Origin of the sequence: Saccharospirillum mangrovi, from assembly GCF_003367315.1 — a bacterium.
Classification (GTDB): Bacteria; Pseudomonadota; Gammaproteobacteria; order Pseudomonadales; family Natronospirillaceae; genus Saccharospirillum; species Saccharospirillum mangrovi.
The window spans coordinates 1,264,819-1,284,864 of record NZ_CP031415.1; the positions used below are offsets into that span (position 1 = coordinate 1,264,819).

Consider the following 20,046-nt stretch of genomic DNA (forward strand, 5'->3'; position numbering starts at 1 on the left):
GCTCCGTTGCCATGCGGAGTACAATGGGGCTGTACAAGAGGCCATCGACTGTACCATGACCGATTCTGCTGTTTTGTCTGACTTAACCATTAACTTTGAGATCCCCATTGCTGAACGGCAAAGTGCGCTCAGTACGGGCGAAGTTCGGGCGTTGAACAGCGACATCATTGAGTTAATGCGTGCCAATAAAGCGGTGTTGGTGGCGCATTATTACACCGACCCTTTGGTTCAGGCATTGGCAGAAGAATCCGGCGGTTTCATTGGTGATTCCCTGGAGATGGCACGTTATGGTCGCGATGTGGATGCCGATACGGTGATCGTAGCGGGTGTCCGTTTTATGGGTGAGACCGCCAAGATTTTGAGCCCGAACAAGCGGGTATTGATGCCAACGTTGGAAGCTACCTGCTCACTTGATTTGGGCTGTCCGCCAGACGAATTTTCGGCGTTTTGTGATCAGCACCCTGATCGCACGGTTGTGGTTTATGCCAATACATCGGCGGCTGTCAAAGCACGGGCGGACTGGGTGGTAACGTCGAGCATTGCGCTGGACGTTGTCGATTATCTGGATCGTCAAGGTGAAAAAATTCTTTGGGCGCCAGACCAGCACCTGGGCCGGTACATTCAGCGCGAAACCGGTGCCGATATGTTGCTGTGGAACGGCTCATGTATTGTTCATGAAGAATTCCGCGCCAAAGGTCTGCAGGACTTAAAGGCGTTGTATCCCGAAGCCGCCATTCTGGTTCATCCTGAATCGCCTGAAGCCGTTGTTGAAATGGCGGATGTTGTGGGGTCAACAACCCAGCTGTTGAATGCCTCAGAAAAACTGCCTAACCAGCAGTTTATCGTTGCAACGGACCGCGGCATTTTTTACAAAATGCAGCAACGTTCGCCACAGAAAACGTTTATTGAAGCGCCCACGGCAGGTCAGGGTGGCAACTGCCGGTCCTGTGCGCATTGTCCTTGGATGGCAATGAACGATCTGGAGCGCATTAAATCGGTGTTGCTTAATCCAACTGAAGAAATCGAGGTCGCTGCCAACTTGATTGACCGCGCCCGTTTGCCGTTGGATCGCATGTTGAATTTCGCCGCACAACGCACGGCCTGAAGTCAGCTCGGTAACAGATTGCGTTGACGTTCGAACATTGTCAGCTGTTGCCGTAAACGGGCCAACTGGCTGGTGTTGGCCGGCTGTTCGATGGCCTGGCGCAACAGATTGATCGCCGCACTTTCTTCGCCGCTGTACCACAGCCAGGCCGCTCGGGCTTCGGTTTCCCGTTCTGGTTGGCACCGCGCGGCCAGTTGTTGAGACAGCTCCAACACCTCTAAATAGACATCTTCCACGTTATCCAGATAAGCGCGTGCTTGCCGGCACGCGCCGGTATCTTCTTGCTTGCTCATCCACTGCGCTTGCCAAAACCAACCCGGATCAAAATCGGGGAATAACTGGGTCAAGTTGGCCAGTTGCGCCGAAACCTGAGTGGGGTTGAACTGGTCTTTCTGATGCAGAATCCAGCCCAACATCAAATCCGGATCGGCCTGTTGCAGCAGTTCATCCGGTAGCACCGATCCGTTGGGTTTCGCCAATAACAACGCTCGATAGCGTGCCGGCCAGGGAGCAAAATTGTCGTTGGGTCGATGGGCGCGATTCAGGTGCCAGCGCACAACGTCATAGTTATGGTCCGGTTGGTCAGCTGGATTGGTGTTTTCGTCCAGATCGTCGAGACGTGCGACCCGGCTGGCAGGTAGTGGGTGTGATTGCCAGTAATCGGAGGCAGACGTCTGGTAGGCAATCTGCTGTTGCATGCGGCGGAAAACCTGAGCGCCGGCGTGAGCGTCGTAACCGATTTCTGCCAGGGTCCGGCTCGACAGATCGTCGGCTTCAGATTCCATGGTCCGGCTAAACGCCAAACTTTGTTGGATAGCACTGGCTTGTGCCCCCGTGAAAGTTGCTGCACCCAGTTCCGAATTGCTGGTCATCAAAGCGATGCCCAGCAAAGCGCCGCTGATGGCTAACCAGCTTTGTTGACGGCTGGCATCTTGCAGTCGGCTGAAATGACGCAATTTGAGGTGCGCCAATTCGTGGCCCATCACCGAAACGAATTCAGCTTCTGTTTCAGCGGTTCGCCAAAGCCCCAGGTTGAAGCCCATGACGTTGCCGGGCAGCGCAAAGGCGTTGAAGCGACTGTCGTCGATGGTGAGCGTGGTTAATTCATAGAGTGGAATGTTGGAAGCCTGGCGTAAACGCTCGGCGCGCTCATGCAGCCAGTACTCGACCCAGACATCATTGATGACCAGTCCCTGGCGCTGTAATCTTCGCTGCAAATAACCCGCAACAGCCGCTTCTTGATCGCGAGTCCAGCCCAGTGATTGATCGCCAAAGGTTTCGGCGTTAAGCGAGCTCGTACTGGTACTGGCCAGGGTCAACGCCAAACCGGTAATAATGGCGGAACAACGATGTATCAATTGGCCTTTGCAAAATCGCACAGCGACTCCATAGAGCGACGTTGAGTGCGCCTATCATAAGGGCGTAACCTGCAGCTGGCACCAGGAGGGTGTAATTGAGTTGTAAAACCAAAGCGACATACTGCCTGGATGTGCGAGGTTTGCGCTGCCCTTTGCCGCTGCTGCGAACCAAGCAACAATTATTGAAAATGGATCCGGGTGCTGTGTTGGAAGTCTGGGCAACAGACGCCGGTTCCTGGCGTGACATTCCGGCTTATCTGGCCATCAGTGAGCATCGTTTGCTGGAGCAGCACGAGACCGTTGACGGCGAATACCATTATTGCATCGAACGAGGAGTCGACTGACTTGAAGCTGTATCGGGTTATACAAGGATTTTTCCAGCGTTATTTCTCCGACGAAGAAGCGGTCATTCTCTTCATTCTTTTGGTGTTATTCGGGCTGGTGGTGTATGCCTTGGGGCAAGTACTGGCACCGGTTTTTACCGCCGTCATTCTGGCATATTTGCTGTCGCCTATTGTCGATCGTCTCAACAACATGCGCGTGCCGCATATTTTATCGGTCAGTCTGGTTTGCCTGTTGTTTTTCGGTTTATTGGTCCTTGCGATGTTGATCATCGTGCCGTCGCTGGTCCGACAGGTCACCAGTTTAGTAACCGAGTTGCCGTCAATGCTGCGCTTGTTTCAGGATCAGATTCAATCTTTGCCGGAGCGTTTTCCAGAACTGATTTCCAGCGAGCTGGCGCAGCAATGGTTGCGTGGGCTCGACCTCAGAGGCTTTAGCCAGCAATTGTCGACCTGGTTGCCTCGAGTGTTGACGATTTCTCTGAATACATTACCCAATGTGGTGGGTGTTCTGATCTATTTGGTTGTAGTTCCCTTGATGGTGTTTTTCATGCTCAAGGACCGTACGACTTTGTGGAACGGCGTTAAGTCTCGACTGCCAGCCCGGCGTGGATTGATAAACCAGATTGCGTTGGAAATGAATCAACAGATTGCCAACTACCTGCGTGGCAAAGCCATCGAAATTTTAATCGTTGGTTTGGTGGCGTTCGTGACGTTTGAATTGTTTGGCCTGCAATATTCAGCGCTGTTGGGAACCCTGGTTGGTTTGTCGGTCCTGATTCCATACATAGGCGCGACGGTTGTCACCTTGCCGGTTTTTCTAATCGGTGCATTTCAGTGGGGCTTTACCAACGAATTGTATTACGTGATGTTGGCGTATCTGATCATTCAGATGCTTGATGGCAACGTGTTAGTACCGCTACTGTTTTCTGAGGCGGTTAACCTGAACCCGGTTTCCATCATTATTGCCGTCTTGCTATTTGGCGGATTGTGGGGCTTCTGGGGTGTCTTTTTCGCCATACCACTGGCGACTTTCGTCAAGGCGATATTTAACGCCTGGCCGCAACACCCCACTGGCCCCGAGCCAGAGACGGAATCCTCCACGGAATCTTAACCGGTGCGGCGTGAGTCCTGACCTGTGTTCAGTTCGTCCAACAGACGATGCACGTGTTCACGGGCGTCGACATCACGCCAGGCCCGGATCAATTGCCCGTCTTCGTCGATCAGGAAAGTGGATCGAACCAGGCTGTGAATCTGCCGGCCGAACATTTCCTTTTCGCGCAGAACGCCAAACATTCGACACAGCGCTTCGTTGCTGTCGGAGATCAATTCAAAGGGCAGGCTTTGCGCCCGTTTGAATTCTTCCTGGCTTTCCAAGTCATCGCGGCTGACTCCAAACACCAGAATGCCCTGACGGCGGAAACGCTGATAATTGGCACCAAAGTTTTGAGTTTCGATGGTGCAGGCGGGGGTGTGGTTCTTGGGGTAGAAATACAGCAACACCTTATAACCGCGTAAGGCGCGCAAATGGACGTTCTTGTTGTTTGTCGCAGGTACGACAAAATCGGGCACGACGTGTCCCACTTCGAGCTTCATGGTATTACCTCCCTGAATCCCTCCAGAGTTGAATGGTTCAGTATGGTCGATATTTGACCAAACGCCAGTGGCCCAGCCTTGTGTCCAGACAAGGCGGCCAGTACCATTGCCGCGACAACCAGCTCGCCCGTCGGGCGTCCTATTTCGACGATTTCATCGTTCCGAACCACCCATCCTATCCAGGGAACAGCGGGGAGACGCGTAATTCATGATCACTGGCAGTATTGTGGCCTTGGTGACACCCATGCAGGCAGACGGTTCCGTCTCCTGGGAGCATCTTGAGCAGCTGATCGAGTTCCATATTGACAATGGCACAGCGGCCATCGTTGCCGTTGGCACGACTGGCGAATCCTCGACGCTGGACATGAAGGAACACGAGGAAGTGATCCGTTTTACCGTTGATAAATGCGCCGGCCGTATTCCCGTCATTGCCGGCACCGGTGGTAATTCGACCCGTGAAGCCATGCACTTGACGCGTGTTGCTCAGGCTGCTGGTGTCGACGCCTGTTTGCTGGTGACTCCTTATTACAACAAACCGACTCAGGAAGGTCTGTATCAGCATTACCGGACCATCGCGGAAAACGTCGATGTGCCACAGATTCTCTATAACGTTCCCGGCCGCACCGCTTGCGACATGCAACCGGAAACGACGCTGCGACTGGCTGAAATCCGCAACATCATTGGCATCAAAGAAGCGACCGGGAATCTGGATCGTGCCCGTTTTTTGATTGAAAACGCGCCCAAAGATTTCGCCATTTACAGCGGCGATGACGTCACCGCTATGGAACTGATGTTGCTCGGTGGTCACGGCGATATTTCCGTGACGGCCAACGTCTCCCCCAAAGCTATGTCCAGCTTGTGTGCCGCCGCCATGGCGGGTGATCGCGAATTGGCGACGCGCCTGAACGATCTGCTGATGCCGTTGCATACCCAGTTGTTTGTTGAATCCAATCCCATCCCGGTTAAGTGGGCACTGCACACCATGGGGCTGATCCCCGAAGGCATGCGTTTGCCGCTGACCTGGCTGTCACAAGCGCATCATGAAACCGTTCGCCAAGCGTTGATGGAAGCAGGTGTTATTTAAGGTGTCTAAGTACTCTTTTATTTTTGTCGCGGTGTTGGTGCTGGCAGGTTGTGGTAGCCGTACGGTCAACGTCAGTTATCAACCTCCAGGTAACGCCATGCCCGGTGACTGGTTTCCGGTACCAACAGAGACAGAACGCACGGTGACCGATGGTGAGCGCACCGTGGAACGTCCGCCGCTGGTATTGGCGGATTCCAAAACCATCAACGACAGTGAATCGCCATTAAGCGTGACCGAAACCACCGACAGCTTCGGCAACGTCAGCCTGGCGGTGAATCGCGGCGCCAGCTTGACCTGGGAATTGCTCGATAGCAGCGTAACCCGTCTGGGCTGGCCGGTGTCCGATCGCAACCGTTCGGAATATCGGCTGCAATTACGCGATGCCGATGTCGCCGCGTCCAACGGTATTTTTGCCCGCATGGGTCGCCTGTTTGATGACGAGCACCAGCCGGTACATCTGATCCTGGTGCCGCGTATCGATCAGACCACCATTTCCGCTGAATTCGAAGATGGCACAGTGCTGCCGCAGGAAGACAACCAGCGGTTAATGGCGCAGCTTCGGGAACAGATGCGCCAAGGAGGCTGAGGTGCGCTTCACCTCCCTGGGCAGTGGCAGCAAGGGCAATGCAACACTGATTGAGTCGGGCGAAACGCGCCTGTTGATCGATTGCGGTTTTGGCCTGCGCGATGTCGAAGAACGACTGCATCGTCGCGGCGTCGCACCGGAATCACTGACGGCCATACTGGTGACTCACGAGCATGGCGATCACCTCAAAGGCGCGCCCATGTTGGCGAATCGCTATCGTCTGCCGCTTTACACCACACCGGGTACGGCGCGTTCATTCAAAACGCCGGTGCCGACTTATCAAGCCATCAATGTTCATCAGTCGTTTCGTTTGGGCGACATCGACGTCGAGCCGGTAACGGTGCCTCACGATGCGCGTGAACCCAGTCAGTTTGTATTTCAGGCCGGCAACTATCGTCTGGGTTTGTTGACTGACCTGGGCAGCGTTACATCGCTGGTGCGAGAACGTTATCGGCAGTGCCAGGCGTTATTGTTGGAGTGCAATCACGATCCGCGCATGCTGGCCGAAGGGCCGTACCCGCCCAGTTTGAAACGACGTGTTGGCGGCGATTGGGGCCATCTGAGCAATCAACAGGCCGCCGATTTGCTGGCCAGTCTTGATTTGTCGGTGTTGCGACATTTGATGATTTCGCACATCAGTGAAAAAAATAACCATCCGGATCTGGCTCGGGCAGCGCTCGATCCAGTCCTGGCTGGCGCCACAGCCGTCGTCCAAACGCTCAGCCAGGACGATGGTTGTGACTGGATCAATCTGGAAACCGTTTAACCACGAGGCCAAACCCATGAACAAAACGGGTGTGTTGTACGCCGGCAAGGCGAAAACTGTCCATACCACTGAAGACCCGGAATTGCTGGTACTGGAATTCCGTAACGACACCTCGGCGTTTGACGGTGAAAAAATCGAACAGCTGGAACGCAAAGGCCAGGTCAATAATGAATTCAACGCCTTCATCATGCAGGCGCTGCAACAGGCGGGCATCAACACCCACTTTGTAAAAGCGTTGTCGCCGACTGAATCGCTGGTCCGAAACATGAAAATGATTCCGGTGGAATGCGTGGTGCGTAACCGAGCTGCCGGCAGTCTGGTGCGTCGTTTGGGCGTAGCCGAAGGTGAAATTCTGGACCCACCGGTGTTTGAATTTTTCCTCAAAGACGATGCTCGCCACGACCCCATGATCAACGAATCGCACATCGCCACCTTTGGTTGGGCGACCGCAGCGGAAGTGACGCGGATGAAAGAGTTGACCCTGGCAGTGAATGCCGTACTGAAAAAACTGTTCGCAGACGGCGGTTTATTGTTGGTCGATTACAAATTGGAATTCGGTCGGTTCAACGGCGAAATTTTGTTGGGCGATGAGTTTTCGCCTGACGGTTGCCGTCTGTGGGATGCGCAAACGCTGGAGAAAATGGATAAGGATCGTTTTCGCCAGGACCTGGGTCACGTTATTGAAAGCTACGAGGAAGTTGGCCGTCGCATTGGCGTGCAATTCAGCTAACAGACTCTACACTTAAGCGACTGAATTTCTACAGCCGTAACAAAGGGGACGTTCTATGAAAATCTGGATAGCCGCCGCTACCGCTACCTTGGCAGCACCCATGGCATGGTCAGCACCGCTGATCGATCTGACTGGCAGTGTCGGGTACAGCTTTAACAGCTTAAACGAAGGCACTTTGGCGAATAATTCGATTGATCTGAAAGGCAGTAACGCGACAACTGAACCTGTTGGTCTTAAACAGGAAGCGGAAAACGGTCTGTATGCCTATGCAAAAATCGGTTTGCCTGTACTGCCAGACATCGGTTTGAAATACGAAAGTTTGGTGAGCTCGGGTACTAACGAGTTGCTAACTACCATATCGTATGGTGGTGAATCGGAAACGTTCAGTGACGATGTGGATTCCGAACTGGATATGAGCTATCTGGATATCTCGTTGACTTATGGCTTTCCGTTGCCTTTGTCCACGGTAGATTTTGGTTTGAACTTTCGGTCAATGATTGGTGGCTTTACCGCCGAAGCACAAAATGCCGATCAATCTATCGACGCCCCCTTTGAAATTGAAGGCGCTCCGTTGATCGTGCCGATGCTGTATCTGAGCGGTTCTTTTGCCCCGCCGATTCCTTCAGCTGACGTTCTGCTTAGTGGCGAACTGAAAACACTTCCGCTGGGCGACACTGGCATTACCGATTGGAATCTGAAAGCAACCTACTTTGCGCCGCTGCCGACCAACGCCTTGGGTAAACTGGGTGTTGAAGGTGGTTACCGCAATTACAGCCTGAAGATTGGCGATTCCACTTTGGGTGCGGACACCGAAGATTTCGTCTCCGACGTGAGTTATTCCGGTTTCTTCCTGGGCGCGACTGTTCAGTTCTAATCCGTGAATCAGACCTAAAAAGCCTCCATCGGGAGGCTTTTTTATTTCAGGCGCATCCAATTGCAGATTAAGCGTCGTCTTATTCATTGATCGCGCAAGAGCAACTGCAATCGGTTGCGCGGGATTCCCATCAGTATCGAATGGCCGCCCAGCTTGCTGAGGCGGCATTTTTTTGTCCGATATAAACAACGGACGCCGGTTTACGGTTGATCCGGCCAGAGTCTTTGAAAACTCCATCGCAATTCGTCCGCGAACGACAGCCGCAAGGCGGAAAATTCAGCGCGGTCGGCGTGGTCCGCCAACACGGGCGGCCATTGCAGCAACTGCCACAAACCAAGCATGGCGGCATAGGCGTGCAATAAGCCACGGCTGCCGTCGCCGGTCTTTAGGCCATAGGTGTTATCCAACCAGGTACCGGTGCTGACCAGAGCATCGGCCAGTTCCCGTTTGAAGTGCATCAAAGTTGGTTGATCCAGATTTTGCTGCAAGGTGGCGTGTAATTGCGCGGAAAGCGGCATGAAACTGGGTTCGGCCTCGATGTAGCTCAGGGCGTGGTGGCACAACAACTCCGCCAGTGAGTCGGGTGCAGCGCTCTGCCGCAACTGAGTCAGCAAGCGGTTGAGGTGCTCGCCCAGCAAACCCAGGAAGATCGCTTCCTTGCTGTCGAAATACAGATAGACCGTGCCTTTAGCGACACCGGCGGCTTCGGCCACCTGGGCTGTTGCCGGCATTTGATAGCCGTTGTCGACAAAACAATGCGCCGCGGCGTTGAGCAGCGCTTGTCGTCGGGCGGCTTTTTGTTCAGGGGCGCGGGCGCGTTTCATGGGCGGCTCAATGCAGATCCGTTTGCATTGTGCCGCAAATGTTTGCGCTTCTCATCCGTCGTGGCGTTTCGGGTTGTCGCTGCGCTAGGCTTGATGCGATTAAACGTCGAGGGTTCGAGATGCAGGCGGTAATGACGGTCGAAGCGATCAAGGCTGCGGAGCAGCATTGGGCGCAGCGCCAGGGTGGCGAGACCTGGTCGCTGATGTTGAAAGCGGGCCAGGCGGTGGCGCGTCATGCCCGTCGCCATTGGCCGTCGGCACATCGGGTACTGATATTGGCTGGGCGCGGCAATAACGGAGGCGATGGTTATGTGGCTGCGACCGAATTGTTGTCAGCCGGGCTTGCCGTAGACGTGCTAGCCCCGGCGGGCGAACCACGGTCGGGCAGCGACGCCCAACGTGCACAACAACGGTTTCAACAACGCAATGGCACCCTGGTTGATCGATTTGATGCCCAACAGCCCTGGGATTTGATCATTGATGCGGGCTTGGGAACCGGCCATCAGGGCGTGCTGAAAGCCCCCTGGCCGGCTTTGTTTGAGCAAGTGAGGGCGTTGCAAGTACCGGTCTTGGCGGTCGATGTGCCGTCCGGGCTGGACGCCTCAACCGGCCAGGCCGATGGCGCAGCGTTGCCGGCCACGCGCACGCTCAGTTTTATCGCTTGTAAGCCGGGCCTTTTGACCGGCGACGGCCCAGGTCTGGTAGGGCTGTTATTGTTGGATTCGCTGGGTGTGGAGGCCGACGCGGAACCGTTCGGGCACTTTCTGGATGATGCTCCTGCCTGGCCACCGAGGCCGGCGAATGGTCACAAAGGCCGTTTTGGTCAGGTAGCGGTATTGGGCGGAGCGCCGGGTTTTACAGGAGCGGGCTTGCTAGCAGCGCGCGCAGCCTTGGCCGCCGGAGCGGGTAGGGTGGTGTGGCACACCGATGGCAGCGGCGTTCAGGCCGCCTTGGCGACCCAACCGGAATTGATGACGGCCGCGCCAGACGCATCGGCACAAGGTACCTTGGTGCTTGGTCCCGGCCTGGGTTTGGGCTCCGCTGCGGATTCCCTGTACCAGCGCTATCTCAACCCGGAAACCCAGGGCGTGTTGGATGCCGATGGCCTGACCTGGCTATCGCAACAAACCCAGATTCCCGTTATGCCCCACTGGGTGTTGACGCCACATCCTGGCGAAGCCGGCCGGTTACTCGGGTGCGACAGCGCGGCGATTCAAGCCGACCGGTGTCGGGCTGCGTTGGCCTTGGCGGAGCGGTATCAAAGCGTCGTGGTGTTAAAGGGGGCGGGCAGTGTGGTGGCCTGGAATGGCGAACTGCGATTTGTGCATCCAGGTACCGCAGCCATGGCAACGCCGGGCATGGGTGACACCTTGGCTGGCTTGATTGCAGCCTTGATGGCGCAAGGCCAATCGCCCGATCAAGCGGCTCAGACCGGTGCCTGGTGGCACGCCTATCTGGCCTGGCAATTGGCGCAGCATCAACGCGTGGTGCTGGCGACCGATGTTATCGCCGCGATTGCGCGCGCTGATCAGTATTCCGGCTGATTGGTCCAGCGTTTGCCCGCGGCGGTGCAGGCATCGGACAGCCGAGTGCGCTGAATGTCGAAGGATTCGCCGCTGTTTTTCAACGGATTGATGTAATAGAAAACGCGCAGTTCGATATCCAGCTCGGTACAAACGCCCAATAGCGCGCCGCCGTTTTGTTCGACGCTGGAGCAGCGGGCCGGTGACGTTATGGTTTTGGTCGCCCCGGTCAGCGCCGGAACGCAACTGCCGTAAATACCGCCGTCCAGCGGTTCTTCACACAGATTGATGGAGTTTTGATCGATCTTGCCCGGATCGGTCGGGCAACTGCCGGCCGCGCCAAAACTGGGGTCCGCCAGAGGGTCCAGGCTGCTCACCTGCAGAATCAGACCCAGGGTGTTGCGGTTGCCCAGATCGTCGGTCACGGTAACAACCCAGCTGTGTGGTCCGGGCCGCGACACCGGCGCGGTCAAATTGTTTTCATTAAAGCGTTGTACGCTGCCGTCCGGTGCCACCAATTCCTGTAGAAAGGTCAACGAACTGCCTGCGGTTGAGTAAGTATCGGAAGCGTCCAGGCGGATCGATCTGGGGGCGCTGAAGCGGGCGCCAGGGCTGACGTCCAGATGCATTACGATCAAATTGGTGCCACCGGGTTTGGGCACGTTTACGCCCAGAGCATCGTCGGTGACGGCTTTACTCAGTGGCGTCGGATAGCCGTTGCCAAACAGATCGACGTAGTTGACGCTGCCGACTGCATTGCCTACGGCGTCACTGACGTCCAAGGTCGCGGCGGTGGCGGCATAGTGAAAGTGGTCGTGCAGGTTGTCGAGCCAATCGATTGCGGGGTCCGCCAGGTACAAATCGTTGAACGGATCGCGATTCGCTTTCCAGGCTCCGGCCAGAAAATGGCCCAGGCGTTCACTGGCGACCGCTTGGATATTGGCGCTGAAACTGCTGATTAAGGCCGGCTCGCAGGTCGTGCTTTGGAGGCAGTTGTCCAATGTCTGGCCAAGATTGAACCGGGACCAGGCATCGAGCAGCGCGGTGGTGGTTGGGTTCAGATTCAGAATGACGTCACTGGTGTTGGTCGAGTGCCGATACAGGCTGGTCAGCCAGGTGAGCTTGCCATCTTTTTCCGGCACCGCTGCCCGCACCAGTTGAGATTGCGTCAGCGGTAACGTCAGGCGGTAGTTGCCAACGTTGTTGGCGCGGGTGCAATCGTCGTTGATGCAGACATTGGCCCATTGGCCGGGTCGGCCCAGAGCGACAGTTCCGGCCAGATGATAGAGCTGTACCTGGCTGTCACTGCTGCCATTGCCGTCTTCGCTGCACGCACTCAACGCGGCAGCCAGAGCGACCAGAATGGCCGAACGCAGCAAGTGGGAGACAGTAGCCATGATCAACCTCAACAGCGGTTGCTCTATAGATCGGTCTGTCGGCGCCGAACTTGAGTTGTGCGTCGCACCGGGCACCGCTTTTCGGCTACACTGTGACGCGGCCCGGCCCTGGCTGGAATCGGGCTCCAGCTGTTCCCGAAGAGGTCCCTTGTGAACTGGATGATCATACCCGACGCGCCCCTGTGGTCGGCGCTGGTGATATTGTTACTGGCTTTGGTGCTGCTCTATGCGGCGCGCCTGCCTGTGCACCGTTTGGTGCAGCGGCTGTCCCGGCTGGTGACGTCGTTATTGCGTCTGTACGGCCGTTCGCTGGCAGCGCTGGCCGATCAGGTTCGGTTGCGCAATCGTGAAGTCCTGCTGGAACTCGGTCGCAGCCGCGAAGAACGCCGTTTGGAGCGTCATTTTCATCAGGTGAAACGTCTGGTCGAGCGCGATCTGGCGCGTTTCCCCGATCTGCAACAAGCCATCAGCCGCCACATCGCGCAATTGGAAGACGATTACTACCGCACCGCCGAAACGCCACCACCGGCACCAGACTGGCTGGACGCCATCGACAAGGTGGTGCATCTGCGTGAAATTCAGTCCGGCAACCCGGTGGTGTCCAAAGTTCTGGCGGACCTGGAATCCAAACTGCACCGGCAGCACGAACAATCACTTGAAGATTTTCGCCGTGGCATGCAGCAGCGCCACCGGCTGTTGCATTCGATGATGCCGCACTGGCGCAAACTCAATCACGAAGTCGAAGACGTCGGTCGCGGTATGCGCGGCCTGCTCAATCAGGCGGCGCACATCGACCAGCACTATCGGCAATACCGCGCGTTGCGCAGCCATTCCGACCGCATTGAAAAATTGCAGCGTGTTTCCGTGTTTGGTCAGTTCATGCTGGCCAGCTTGCTGTTGTCCGCCTGGGCCTTAGTGGGCTGGCTGAACGTCCGGTTGATTCGCCCGGCGTTTGAATCGACCGCCATCGCCGAGCCCATTTTGGGGTCGATCACCTGGGCCGATTTGTCCGCCTGGGCGCTGGTGTTGGTGATCGCCATGCTCGGCACCTTGTTGCTTGAAGCGCTGCAAATTACGCGCATCTTCACCAGTTTTTCCTTTCTTGATGACCGTCGCCGACGTTGGGTGTTTTGGTCCGTGGTCACCGCGCTGGTGGTATTGGCGTTGAGTCAGGCTGGTCTGGTATTTCTGCACGAGCGCATGCAAACCGTCCCGGAACTGTACCATCGCCTTATCGCATACCCGGTGGTGGTTTATGAGGCTCCGTTGATTGATCAAGGCGTGCCATTACTGGCGCGCATGCTGCTCGGACCTGTGCTGACCTTCCTGCTGATGTTCGCCATCGTGCCGCTGGAGCGATGGGTCGAAAACGGCCGCATTTTGCTTGGCGATGTACTGGTGGCGGGGCTGCGTTTTATGTCGCTCGTGGTAAGGCTGCTGGCGTCGTTGATTCGCAACAGCCTGGCGCTGCTACTGGCCGCTTATGATGTGCTGATCAGCTTGCCGCTGTGGCTGGAAAATCTCTGGCTGCAAGTGCGCAAACAGCGTCACCTGAACAAGGACATGTCGCCGGAAAGCACACAAGTAGGAGTCAATTCGCGGTAAACGCGGTGGAGTTGACGACTTTCATCAGGTTACACTGGCGCGCGCTTTTGCTGGGCGGCGTTTTTTTTTATGGCCCAAAAAAAGTGAACGCCGAGGGTGACATTGCCCTTCTCAATACTGGAAGACGGATGTGTGGCTTGTATTGGTATTGGTCGCTCCGCTTCCCTCGACTGGATGTTTTTATGTCTCTGACAAGCCTGAAACACGCCGTATTTGCTGCCGCAGCCACCTTAGTTCTGGCGACTCCGGTCATGGCCGACGACCTGGACACCGATGAAGCGGTTGCCTCTTACGGCATCGGTTACGGTTTCGCCAACAGCCTGCTGCAGCAAACCGAGGGCGTGACCCTGGATGCCGACGCCATGGAAGCTGGCCTGCGTGCCGCCATGGCAGGTGAAGAAAGTGAATTGAGCAATGCCGACATCAACGCTGCCATCCAAGCATTGCAGCAACAACTGCAAGCGCAGCAATCGGCGCCGGAAGAAGGAAACTAAGATGCAATTGATGGTTGTACGCAAACGCATGATCGCAGGCGCGGCTGTGCTGGCGCTCACTGGCTCCGTTTTGGCAGCCGATCTGGATACCGATGAAGCCGTGGCGTCTTATGGCATTGGTTACGGTTTTGCCAGCAATCTGCTGCAACAGACGCAAGGTCTGGAATTGGATGTCGATGCGTTGGTTGCCGGCGTTCGTGCGGCGATGGACGGTGAAGTCAGCGAGTTAACTGACGATCAGATCGACACCGCTGTCCAGGCGTTGCAGCAGAAGCAGCAGGCGGCCATGGCCGAACAGCAGGCTGAGCGTCAGGCGGTGATCGAAGCCACCAAAGCCGAAGGCGCCGAATTCCTCGCCAGAAACGCAGAGCGCGATGGCGTCGTTGTGACCGATTCCGGCCTGCAATACGAAATTCTGAACCAGACTGACGAAGGCGCGTCGCCGACCGCTGAAGACACCGTTCGGGTTCATTACCACGGTACCCTGATGGACGGCACCGTCTTTGACAGCTCGGTCGATCGCGGCGAGCCGATTGAGTTCCCGCTCAGTGGCGTGATCTCCGGCTGGACCGAAGGCGTTCAGCTAATGTCCGAAGGCGACAAGTTCAAGTTCTACATCCCGTCCGACCTGGCTTACGGCGATCGCAGCCCAAGCCGCTCAATCCCGGCCGGTTCCATGTTGATCTTTGAAGTGGAATTGCTGAACGTAGTCAGCGCTAACTGATTGCCGTCCCTGCATTGCCCGGTTCGCCAGGCCATGCAGGGCGGTCGTTCGAATCCAAAATTCGGACACAAAAAAGGGCGTTCCATCGGAACGCCCTTTTTTTATCAATGCGCTGACTGACTTCAACACACCGACGGGAATTTGGCTCCTCGAGCAGGACTCGAACCTGCGACCAATAGATTAACAGTCTACTGCTCTACCAACTGAGCTATCGAGGAAGATAGCGTTGGCTCCCCGAGCAGGACTCGAACCTGCGACCAATAGATTAACAGTCTACTGCTCTACCAACTGAGCTATCAGGGAACAACGGCGCGTATTCTAGAGGAAGATGCCCGGGTGTCAAGCGTTAGGCCTTTGTTTTTTTTAGGGTTTTTGGCTTTGTGGCAGCAATGGTTTTCGCCGGTTTTGCTCAGGCATAACGGGCCTGAAACGGCGATCGGCGCCATCTTTAAGCGCTGAATCAAAATGGGCACGAAAACTGCTCAAGGAGAGGGCTAGGCTGAAAAGCGTCAAAAAACTAACGAGGAAACCATGATTACGCTGGAAATGATCGATACCGGTGTCAAAATCGCCGGCGGTGTGCTGGTCAGCGCGCTGATATTTTGGCTCTACCTGCGTCGCCATCGCACCCTGGACCAGAAGATTGTCGAAGACGTGCGCAAGCGCCGCGAGTTGCTTGAGCGCGTTGCCGCCAACGTCGGTCGCGTGCATCACGTCTATCAGCAGTATCTGGGTTTGGCCACGGAATTCACCCGCTATGGCCAGCAGTGGCCGCGCACCCGGCGCGAGGAAATGTCGCGCGTCGGGCAGGAACTGGCCGATGTGTTCCGCGAACTGACCGAAGCCGAAAGCACGCTGTTGCTGCTGGGCGAGAAAAAACTCGAACGCACGCTGCGCATCTACGGTTCGAAGATTGTGAATCTGCGCCGTCAGGTTCACGCTGAAAAGCAGCAGTTCAGCGGCGAAGAAATGCATGTTATCGACGAAGTCAAAAAGGAGATTTCTCAGTTGCGCGAAAGCTTTTTTGACAACCTGTCCAGCCGTTACATGCCGCGTGCCTGATGGCTAAGAAACCCTGTCGTCGTTGCCAGCAGATTCGTTACACCGGCTTTGTGCTGGCGGCGTTGATGTTGCTCGGCTATGGATTGTTGCGCGCCCTCGGCGGTTGAGTGGCGCCCGGCAATCGCTTTGCGTAGAATGCCCGGCCTCACGCCGTCCGGGCCATTGTGATTGGCTGCGCATGTCATGCCAGCCGTGGGTGTTTTTTTCATTGAATTGTCATTGAACTGACACCCAGCAAAAGGCTCCGGACGCTTTCGGCACAGGTGTCTTGGCAGTGACGCACGACGATCTCGAATACTCTCCCTATGTGGCCGGACTGGGGCTGTCCAACGGTCATTTGCAGTCCATTCTGCCTTCGCTGGCGCGTCGCATCAGCGTGCCGTTTGAACGCCAGCGTCTGGAACTCGACGATGGCGATTTCCTGCTGGTCGATGAACTCGCTGTCGAAACCCCCGACGCGCCGCTGGTGATCATCAGTCACGGCCTGGAAGGCAATAGCCATCGCGCTTACGTGCAGGGCATGGCGCGCCATTTTCACGACGCCGGCTGGCACGTCTACGCCTGGAACTTCCGCAGTTGCGGCGGCGAAATGAACCGGCTGCCAAGGTTTTATCACAGCGGCGCGATTGACGATTTACGCGCCGTCATTCGCTCAGGTATTGAGCGCGGCTTCAAGCACATCTTTCTGGTCGGGTTCAGCATGGGCGGCAACCAGACGGTACTGACGCTGGCCGAGCCGGATCTGGAAGCGGAAGTCATCGGTGGTGTCGGTTTCAGCGTGCCGCTGGATTTGGCCGCTTGCGCCGACCAATTAGCCAAGCCTGCGCAGTCCATCTACATGCGACGTTTCCTCAACGATTTGCGCGTCAAGATTGCCGACAAGGCCGAACGCTTCCCGAACCTGATCAGCCTGGACGGCTACGACCAGATACGCACCTTTCGTCAATTCGATGATCGCTACACCGCGCCGCTGCACGGTTTTCGCGACGCTCAGGATTACTGGCAGCGCTGTTCCTCGCGCGCGGTGCTCAACCGCTTGCAACGTCCGACACTGGTGGTCAACGCGCTTAACGATCCATTTTTGGCCGATGCCTGTTTTCAGCGGCCGTCCGACGCTTCGGCTCATTTCCTGCTCGAAACCCCGCCGCGCGGCGGCCATTGCGGTTTTATCCGCTGGCGCCTGAACCAACCGCTGTGGTCGGAAAAACGCGCACGCGCCTTTGCTCAGGCGCTGTTGAGCGATCGGGTCTGACCGTGTCGCCTGCGTTGTTGCTGTTGTGCCGGCCCGGTTTTGAAAAAGAGTGCCTGGCGGAAATCACCGCCGTGGCCGCAGAACTTGGGCACAGCGGTTGGGCGCGGTTGGAAGCAGACTCGGGATTTATCCGCTTTGAATGCGCCAGTGCGCTGGCGCTCTACGACGCCCTCGCACCTTTGGTGTTCGCGCGCGATGTCTGGCCGTTGCTGGCGGAGATCGACAATTTGCCCGCCGCCGATCGCATTGCCCCCATCCTCGCCGCCTTAACAACGACACTCGGCACCGAGGCTCCGGCCTTTGGTCAACTGTTCTGCGATACCGCCGAAGGCGACGCTTATCGCGCTACCGCACGCTTTGCTGGCAAGTTCGTCCATCCACTGCGACAGGCGTTGCGCAGCGATGGCCGGCTGCTGGCAAAAGACGACGCCAAACGCCCCGCACTGCACGCCTTCTTCCCGGATTCCAGCCGTGTCTGGCTGGGCGTTGATCGGCCGACATTGCGACCGGCCTGGCCGATGGGCGTGGCGAGATTGAAATTCCCCGCCAGCGCGCCGAGCCGATCCACGCTCAAATTGGAAGAAGCCTTTCAGGTGTTTCTCGGCCCGGCCTGGCGCGAGCGCTTGAGCGACGACCGCACCGCCGTCGATCTCGGTGCCGCCCCCGGCGGCTGGACCTGGCAATTGGTCAAACGCGGTTTGCACGTTGATGCCGTCGATAATGGCCCCATGAATGACGAGCTGATGGCGACCGGCCAGGTCAGCCATCACCGCGCCGACGGCTTTCGCTGGCAGCCGGAGCACCCCGTTGATTGGCTGGTGTGCGACATGGTGGAACAGCCGGCGCGCGTGGCGGAGCGGATGCTCGATTGGCTGGAAGCCGGTTGGGCGCGGCAGGCGGTTTTCAATTTGAAATTGCCGATGAAACAGCGCTGGGCGTGCTGGCGTGACATCCGTGAACGCATCGCTGAACGTCTGGCGGGTCGGCAGTACGAGCTGCAAGCCCGCCAGCTCTATTTCGACCGCGAAGAAATTACCCTTTATCTGGCGTTGGAGGATCGGCCATGAGCGCGCCGCACATTGAACAGGGTCACGATCACGAACTCGATACCCGCGGGCTGCGTTGCCCCGAACCGGTGATGATGCTGCACCGGCAGATTCGCACCATGGCCGCCGGTGAAACGGTGTTGATTCAAGCCACCGATCCAGCCACCCAGCGCGACATTCCGCAGTTCTGCGAATTCCTCGGCCATCAATTGCTGGAGCAAGACAGCCAGGGCGACGACTACCGTTACTGGGTGCGCAAGAAAGCCGACTGAGCCGAGCCGGACGAAGGCCGGCTGAACCAGAACAGTCGCGTCAGCAGCAACACACCCGCAGTACTCAATCCCACCGTCAAGCCAACCCAGAAACCGGCCGCACCCAAGGCCGGCACCAGCCAATCGGTGAACGTCAACGCATAACCGAGCGGCAGGCAGAAACCCCAGAAACTCAACACCATGATGTACATCGGCAGGCGGGTATCGCGATAGCCGCGCAAGGCGCTGATGCAAGTGACTTGCAAGACATCGGCAATCTGGAACAAAGCGGCGAAAGACAGCAGGCGAATGGTCACCGCCTGAACTTCAGCTACGCCGGTATAGAGGGTGGCTACCCACGGCGCGCCAACAAACAGGCCGGCGGCGTAGAGCAGGGCAATCGCCAACGCCAGTATCAGTGACGATCGGGCAACCAGATGGGCGGTGTTGAGCTGACGGGCGCCGATTAAAAAGCTGATGCGCAGTGTCAGCGCCATACCGATGCTCAGCGGAACCATAAAAATCAGCGATATCACGTTCAGCGCTATTTGATGGCCGGCGACAACATTGGGGCCTAACGGCACCAAAAACAAAGCGATAACCGCAAACATGCTGACTTCGACAAAGATGGTAAAGCCGATGGGAATGCCCAGTTTCAGCAGGTATTTCAGATCGGTCAGGTTTGGTGCGGCCCAATCCTGAACCAGATGGAAATCGCGATAGGTTTGACTGCGCTGCAAATACACCAGCAAGGCAGTAAAGGCCAACCAGTTGGAGATTGCCGTCGCCCAACCACAGCCCACACCACCGAAAGCCGGCAACCCCAGCTTGCCGTAAATAAAGATGTAGTTCAGCGGCAGGTTAATGGCCGCGCTGAGCAGCGAAAACGCCATGATGACTTTGGTGTGGCCCAGACCATCGGTCAGTCCGCGCAAGGCGACCATCGCCATCATCGCCGGTACGCCCCAGACAAAGGCGCCGAGATAGCCCAGCGTAACACCCGAGGTGACCGGCTCCAGTTGGCGCCAATCGAGAAACGGCTGCACCTGGCCCAGTACCAATACCATGATGACGCTGGCGGCAATCGCCACGTACAACCCTTGCCAGGTGATCGGCATGATGCGTTCAACCGTGGCGCTGCCACGATGGCCGGAAATAATCGGTTGCAACGCACTCAGAGTGCCGCCGAAGAACAGAAACAGCGGCGTCCACAAACTCGCACCAATGCCGACGCCCGCTAAATCTTCCGCACTGGCGTGGCCGGCCATCACTGTATCGATGACACCGTTGGCCATCATGGCCAACTGGGCGATCAGAATCGGACCGCCGAGAATGGCCAGAGTTTTCCACTCCGTCAGTGTGGTATGGATCAGGCCAGCCCGGGTATCTGGCGAGGGTTGATGATCCTGATCCACAGCGGCCTCCGGG

At 56.9% G+C, this 20,046-nt stretch carries 21 protein-coding genes and 2 tRNA genes; 16 read left to right on the forward strand and 7 right to left on the reverse strand.

Annotated elements, in window-relative coordinates; genetic code table 11:
* Nucleotides 1-55: 55 nt before the first annotated feature.
* Nucleotides 56-1,105: a quinolinate synthase NadA gene (gene nadA, locus DW349_RS06075; protein ID WP_108124818.1), complete on the forward strand. Its 1,050-nt coding sequence runs from the start codon at nucleotides 56-58 to the stop codon at nucleotides 1,103-1,105.
* A 2-nt stretch (nucleotides 1,106-1,107) separates the two neighbouring features.
* On the opposite strand, the gene DW349_RS06080 is transcribed toward nadA, so the two are convergent.
* Nucleotides 1,108-2,484, reverse strand: coding sequence for a M48 family metallopeptidase (locus DW349_RS06080; RefSeq protein ID WP_108124817.1), 1,377 nt, complete (start codon nucleotides 2,482-2,484; stop codon nucleotides 1,108-1,110).
* Nucleotides 2,485-2,558: 74 nt separating this feature from the next.
* On the opposite strand from DW349_RS06080, the gene DW349_RS06085 reads away from it, so the two are divergent.
* Nucleotides 2,559-2,807, forward strand: a complete 249-nt coding sequence (locus DW349_RS06085; RefSeq protein WP_198650437.1) for a sulfurtransferase TusA family protein — start codon at nucleotides 2,559-2,561, stop codon at nucleotides 2,805-2,807.
* Nucleotides 2,731-3,918: an AI-2E family transporter gene (locus DW349_RS06090; RefSeq protein WP_306418312.1), complete on the forward strand. Its 1,188-nt coding sequence runs from the start codon at nucleotides 2,731-2,733 to the stop codon at nucleotides 3,916-3,918. Before DW349_RS06085 ends, DW349_RS06090 begins: the two co-directional genes overlap by 77 nt.
* Here the strand turns inward: DW349_RS06090 and DW349_RS06095 are convergent.
* Nucleotides 3,915-4,400: a peroxiredoxin gene (locus tag DW349_RS06095; RefSeq protein ID WP_108124816.1), complete on the reverse strand. Its 486-nt coding sequence runs from the start codon at nucleotides 4,398-4,400 to the stop codon at nucleotides 3,915-3,917. The genes DW349_RS06090 and DW349_RS06095 overlap by 4 nt on opposite strands.
* A gap of 208 nt (nucleotides 4,401-4,608) precedes the next feature.
* Here DW349_RS06095 and dapA point away from each other — a divergent pair, with 208 nt between their 5' ends.
* From dapA to DW349_RS06120, 5 genes are read left to right on the forward strand one after another with little or no spacing between them, the layout of a single operon-like run.
* On the forward strand, nucleotides 4,609-5,484 hold the full coding sequence (gene dapA / locus DW349_RS06100; RefSeq protein ID WP_108124815.1) for a 4-hydroxy-tetrahydrodipicolinate synthase: 876 nt from the start codon (nucleotides 4,609-4,611) through the stop codon (nucleotides 5,482-5,484).
* A gap of 1 nt (nucleotide 5,485) precedes the next feature.
* Nucleotides 5,486-6,070: a hypothetical protein gene (locus DW349_RS06105; RefSeq protein ID WP_157954287.1), complete on the forward strand. Its 585-nt coding sequence runs from the start codon at nucleotides 5,486-5,488 to the stop codon at nucleotides 6,068-6,070.
* Nucleotide 6,071: 1 nt separating this feature from the next.
* On the forward strand, nucleotides 6,072-6,836 hold the full coding sequence (locus tag DW349_RS06110) for an MBL fold metallo-hydrolase (RefSeq protein ID WP_108124813.1): 765 nt from the start codon (nucleotides 6,072-6,074) through the stop codon (nucleotides 6,834-6,836).
* Between the two features lie 16 nt (nucleotides 6,837-6,852).
* Entirely contained in the window at nucleotides 6,853-7,566 is a 714-nt protein-coding gene (gene purC / locus DW349_RS06115; RefSeq protein WP_108124812.1) for a phosphoribosylaminoimidazolesuccinocarboxamide synthase, read from the forward strand.
* Nucleotides 7,567-7,621: 55 nt separating this feature from the next.
* Nucleotides 7,622-8,440, forward strand: coding sequence for a porin family protein (locus DW349_RS06120; RefSeq protein WP_157954286.1), 819 nt, complete (start codon nucleotides 7,622-7,624; stop codon nucleotides 8,438-8,440).
* Nucleotides 8,441-8,640: 200 nt separating this feature from the next.
* Here DW349_RS06120 and DW349_RS06125 read toward each other — a convergent pair whose 3' ends face one another.
* Nucleotides 8,641-9,264 carry a TetR/AcrR family transcriptional regulator gene (locus DW349_RS06125; RefSeq protein ID WP_108124810.1) on the reverse strand — a complete coding sequence of 208 codons (624 nt, stop codon included), beginning with the start codon at nucleotides 9,262-9,264 and terminating at the stop codon, nucleotides 8,641-8,643.
* Nucleotides 9,265-9,395: 131 nt separating this feature from the next.
* Between DW349_RS06125 and DW349_RS06130 the strand changes: the two genes are divergently transcribed.
* Complete coding sequence (locus tag DW349_RS06130) at nucleotides 9,396-10,808, forward strand: NAD(P)H-hydrate dehydratase (protein ID WP_205323243.1); 1,413 nt, start codon at nucleotides 9,396-9,398, stop codon at nucleotides 10,806-10,808.
* Here the strand turns inward: DW349_RS06130 and DW349_RS06135 are convergent.
* Nucleotides 10,793-12,184: a hypothetical protein gene (locus DW349_RS06135; protein WP_108124808.1), complete on the reverse strand. Its 1,392-nt coding sequence runs from the start codon at nucleotides 12,182-12,184 to the stop codon at nucleotides 10,793-10,795. The two genes, DW349_RS06130 and DW349_RS06135, sit on opposite strands and share 16 nt — an antisense overlap.
* 150 nt (nucleotides 12,185-12,334) lie before the next feature.
* Between DW349_RS06135 and DW349_RS06140 the strand changes: the two genes are divergently transcribed.
* The 3 genes from DW349_RS06140 to DW349_RS06150 all read left to right on the forward strand — a co-directional run bounded on the left by DW349_RS06140 (nucleotide 12,335) and on the right by DW349_RS06150 (nucleotide 15,007).
* Entirely contained in the window at nucleotides 12,335-13,789 is a 1,455-nt protein-coding gene (locus tag DW349_RS06140) for a hypothetical protein (RefSeq protein ID WP_108124807.1), read from the forward strand.
* A gap of 182 nt (nucleotides 13,790-13,971) precedes the next feature.
* Nucleotides 13,972-14,283 carry an FKBP-type peptidyl-prolyl cis-trans isomerase N-terminal domain-containing protein gene (locus tag DW349_RS06145; protein ID WP_157954285.1) on the forward strand — a complete coding sequence of 104 codons (312 nt, stop codon included), beginning with the start codon at nucleotides 13,972-13,974 and terminating at the stop codon, nucleotides 14,281-14,283.
* 1 nt (nucleotide 14,284) lies between these two features.
* Entirely contained in the window at nucleotides 14,285-15,007 is a 723-nt protein-coding gene (locus DW349_RS06150) for a BamJ family beta-barrel-assembly machinery protein (RefSeq protein ID WP_108124805.1), read from the forward strand.
* A 142-nt stretch (nucleotides 15,008-15,149) separates the two neighbouring features.
* Here the strand turns inward: DW349_RS06150 and DW349_RS06155 are convergent.
* Nucleotides 15,150-15,225 (reverse strand) — tRNA-Asn (locus DW349_RS06155).
* Nucleotides 15,226-15,234: 9 nt separating this feature from the next.
* Nucleotides 15,235-15,310, reverse strand: a tRNA-Asn gene (locus DW349_RS06160).
* A gap of 228 nt (nucleotides 15,311-15,538) precedes the next feature.
* Between DW349_RS06160 and DW349_RS06165 the strand changes: the two genes are divergently transcribed.
* From DW349_RS06165 to tusA, 4 genes are all read left to right on the forward strand, one after another.
* Nucleotides 15,539-16,069: an energy transducer TonB gene (locus DW349_RS06165; protein ID WP_108124804.1), complete on the forward strand. Its 531-nt coding sequence runs from the start codon at nucleotides 15,539-15,541 to the stop codon at nucleotides 16,067-16,069.
* A 274-nt stretch (nucleotides 16,070-16,343) separates the two neighbouring features.
* Complete coding sequence (locus DW349_RS06170; protein ID WP_198650436.1) at nucleotides 16,344-17,321, forward strand: YheT family hydrolase; 978 nt, start codon at nucleotides 16,344-16,346, stop codon at nucleotides 17,319-17,321.
* 2 nt (nucleotides 17,322-17,323) lie between these two features.
* Entirely contained in the window at nucleotides 17,324-18,388 is a 1,065-nt protein-coding gene (rlmM, locus tag DW349_RS06175; RefSeq protein WP_198650435.1) for a 23S rRNA (cytidine(2498)-2'-O)-methyltransferase RlmM, read from the forward strand.
* Entirely contained in the window at nucleotides 18,385-18,639 is a 255-nt protein-coding gene (tusA, locus tag DW349_RS06180) for a sulfurtransferase TusA (RefSeq protein WP_108124803.1), read from the forward strand. The genes rlmM and tusA overlap by 4 nt, the downstream gene beginning before the upstream one ends.
* On the opposite strand, the gene DW349_RS06185 is transcribed toward tusA, so the two are convergent.
* Nucleotides 18,612-20,033: an MATE family efflux transporter gene (locus DW349_RS06185; protein ID WP_108124802.1), complete on the reverse strand. Its 1,422-nt coding sequence runs from the start codon at nucleotides 20,031-20,033 to the stop codon at nucleotides 18,612-18,614. The two genes, tusA and DW349_RS06185, sit on opposite strands and share 28 nt — an antisense overlap.
* Nucleotides 20,034-20,046: the final 13 nt, after the last annotated feature.

Excerpts from the sequence above, each read along its gene's own strand:
- nadA (WP_108124818.1), top strand. The coding sequence starts at position 56 with ATGACCGATTCTGCTGTTTTGTCTGACTTAACCATTAACTTTGAGATC.
- DW349_RS06095 (WP_108124816.1), bottom strand. The coding sequence starts at position 4,400 with ATGAAGCTCGAAGTGGGACACGTCGTGCCCGATTTTGTCGTACCTGCG.
- dapA (WP_108124815.1), top strand. The coding sequence starts at position 4,609 with ATGATCACTGGCAGTATTGTGGCCTTGGTGACACCCATGCAGGCAGAC.
- purC (WP_108124812.1), top strand. The coding sequence starts at position 6,853 with ATGAACAAAACGGGTGTGTTGTACGCCGGCAAGGCGAAAACTGTCCAT.
- DW349_RS06120 (WP_157954286.1), top strand. The coding sequence starts at position 7,622 with ATGAAAATCTGGATAGCCGCCGCTACCGCTACCTTGGCAGCACCCATG.
- DW349_RS06125 (WP_108124810.1), bottom strand. The coding sequence starts at position 9,264 with ATGAAACGCGCCCGCGCCCCTGAACAAAAAGCCGCCCGACGACAAGCG.
- DW349_RS06130 (WP_205323243.1), top strand. The coding sequence starts at position 9,396 with ATGACGGTCGAAGCGATCAAGGCTGCGGAGCAGCATTGGGCGCAGCGC.
- DW349_RS06135 (WP_108124808.1), bottom strand. The coding sequence starts at position 12,184 with ATGGCTACTGTCTCCCACTTGCTGCGTTCGGCCATTCTGGTCGCTCTG.
- DW349_RS06145 (WP_157954285.1), top strand. The coding sequence starts at position 13,972 with ATGTCTCTGACAAGCCTGAAACACGCCGTATTTGCTGCCGCAGCCACC.
- DW349_RS06150 (WP_108124805.1), top strand. The coding sequence starts at position 14,285 with ATGCAATTGATGGTTGTACGCAAACGCATGATCGCAGGCGCGGCTGTG.
- DW349_RS06165 (WP_108124804.1), top strand. The coding sequence starts at position 15,539 with ATGATTACGCTGGAAATGATCGATACCGGTGTCAAAATCGCCGGCGGT.
- tusA (WP_108124803.1), top strand. The coding sequence starts at position 18,385 with ATGAGCGCGCCGCACATTGAACAGGGTCACGATCACGAACTCGATACC.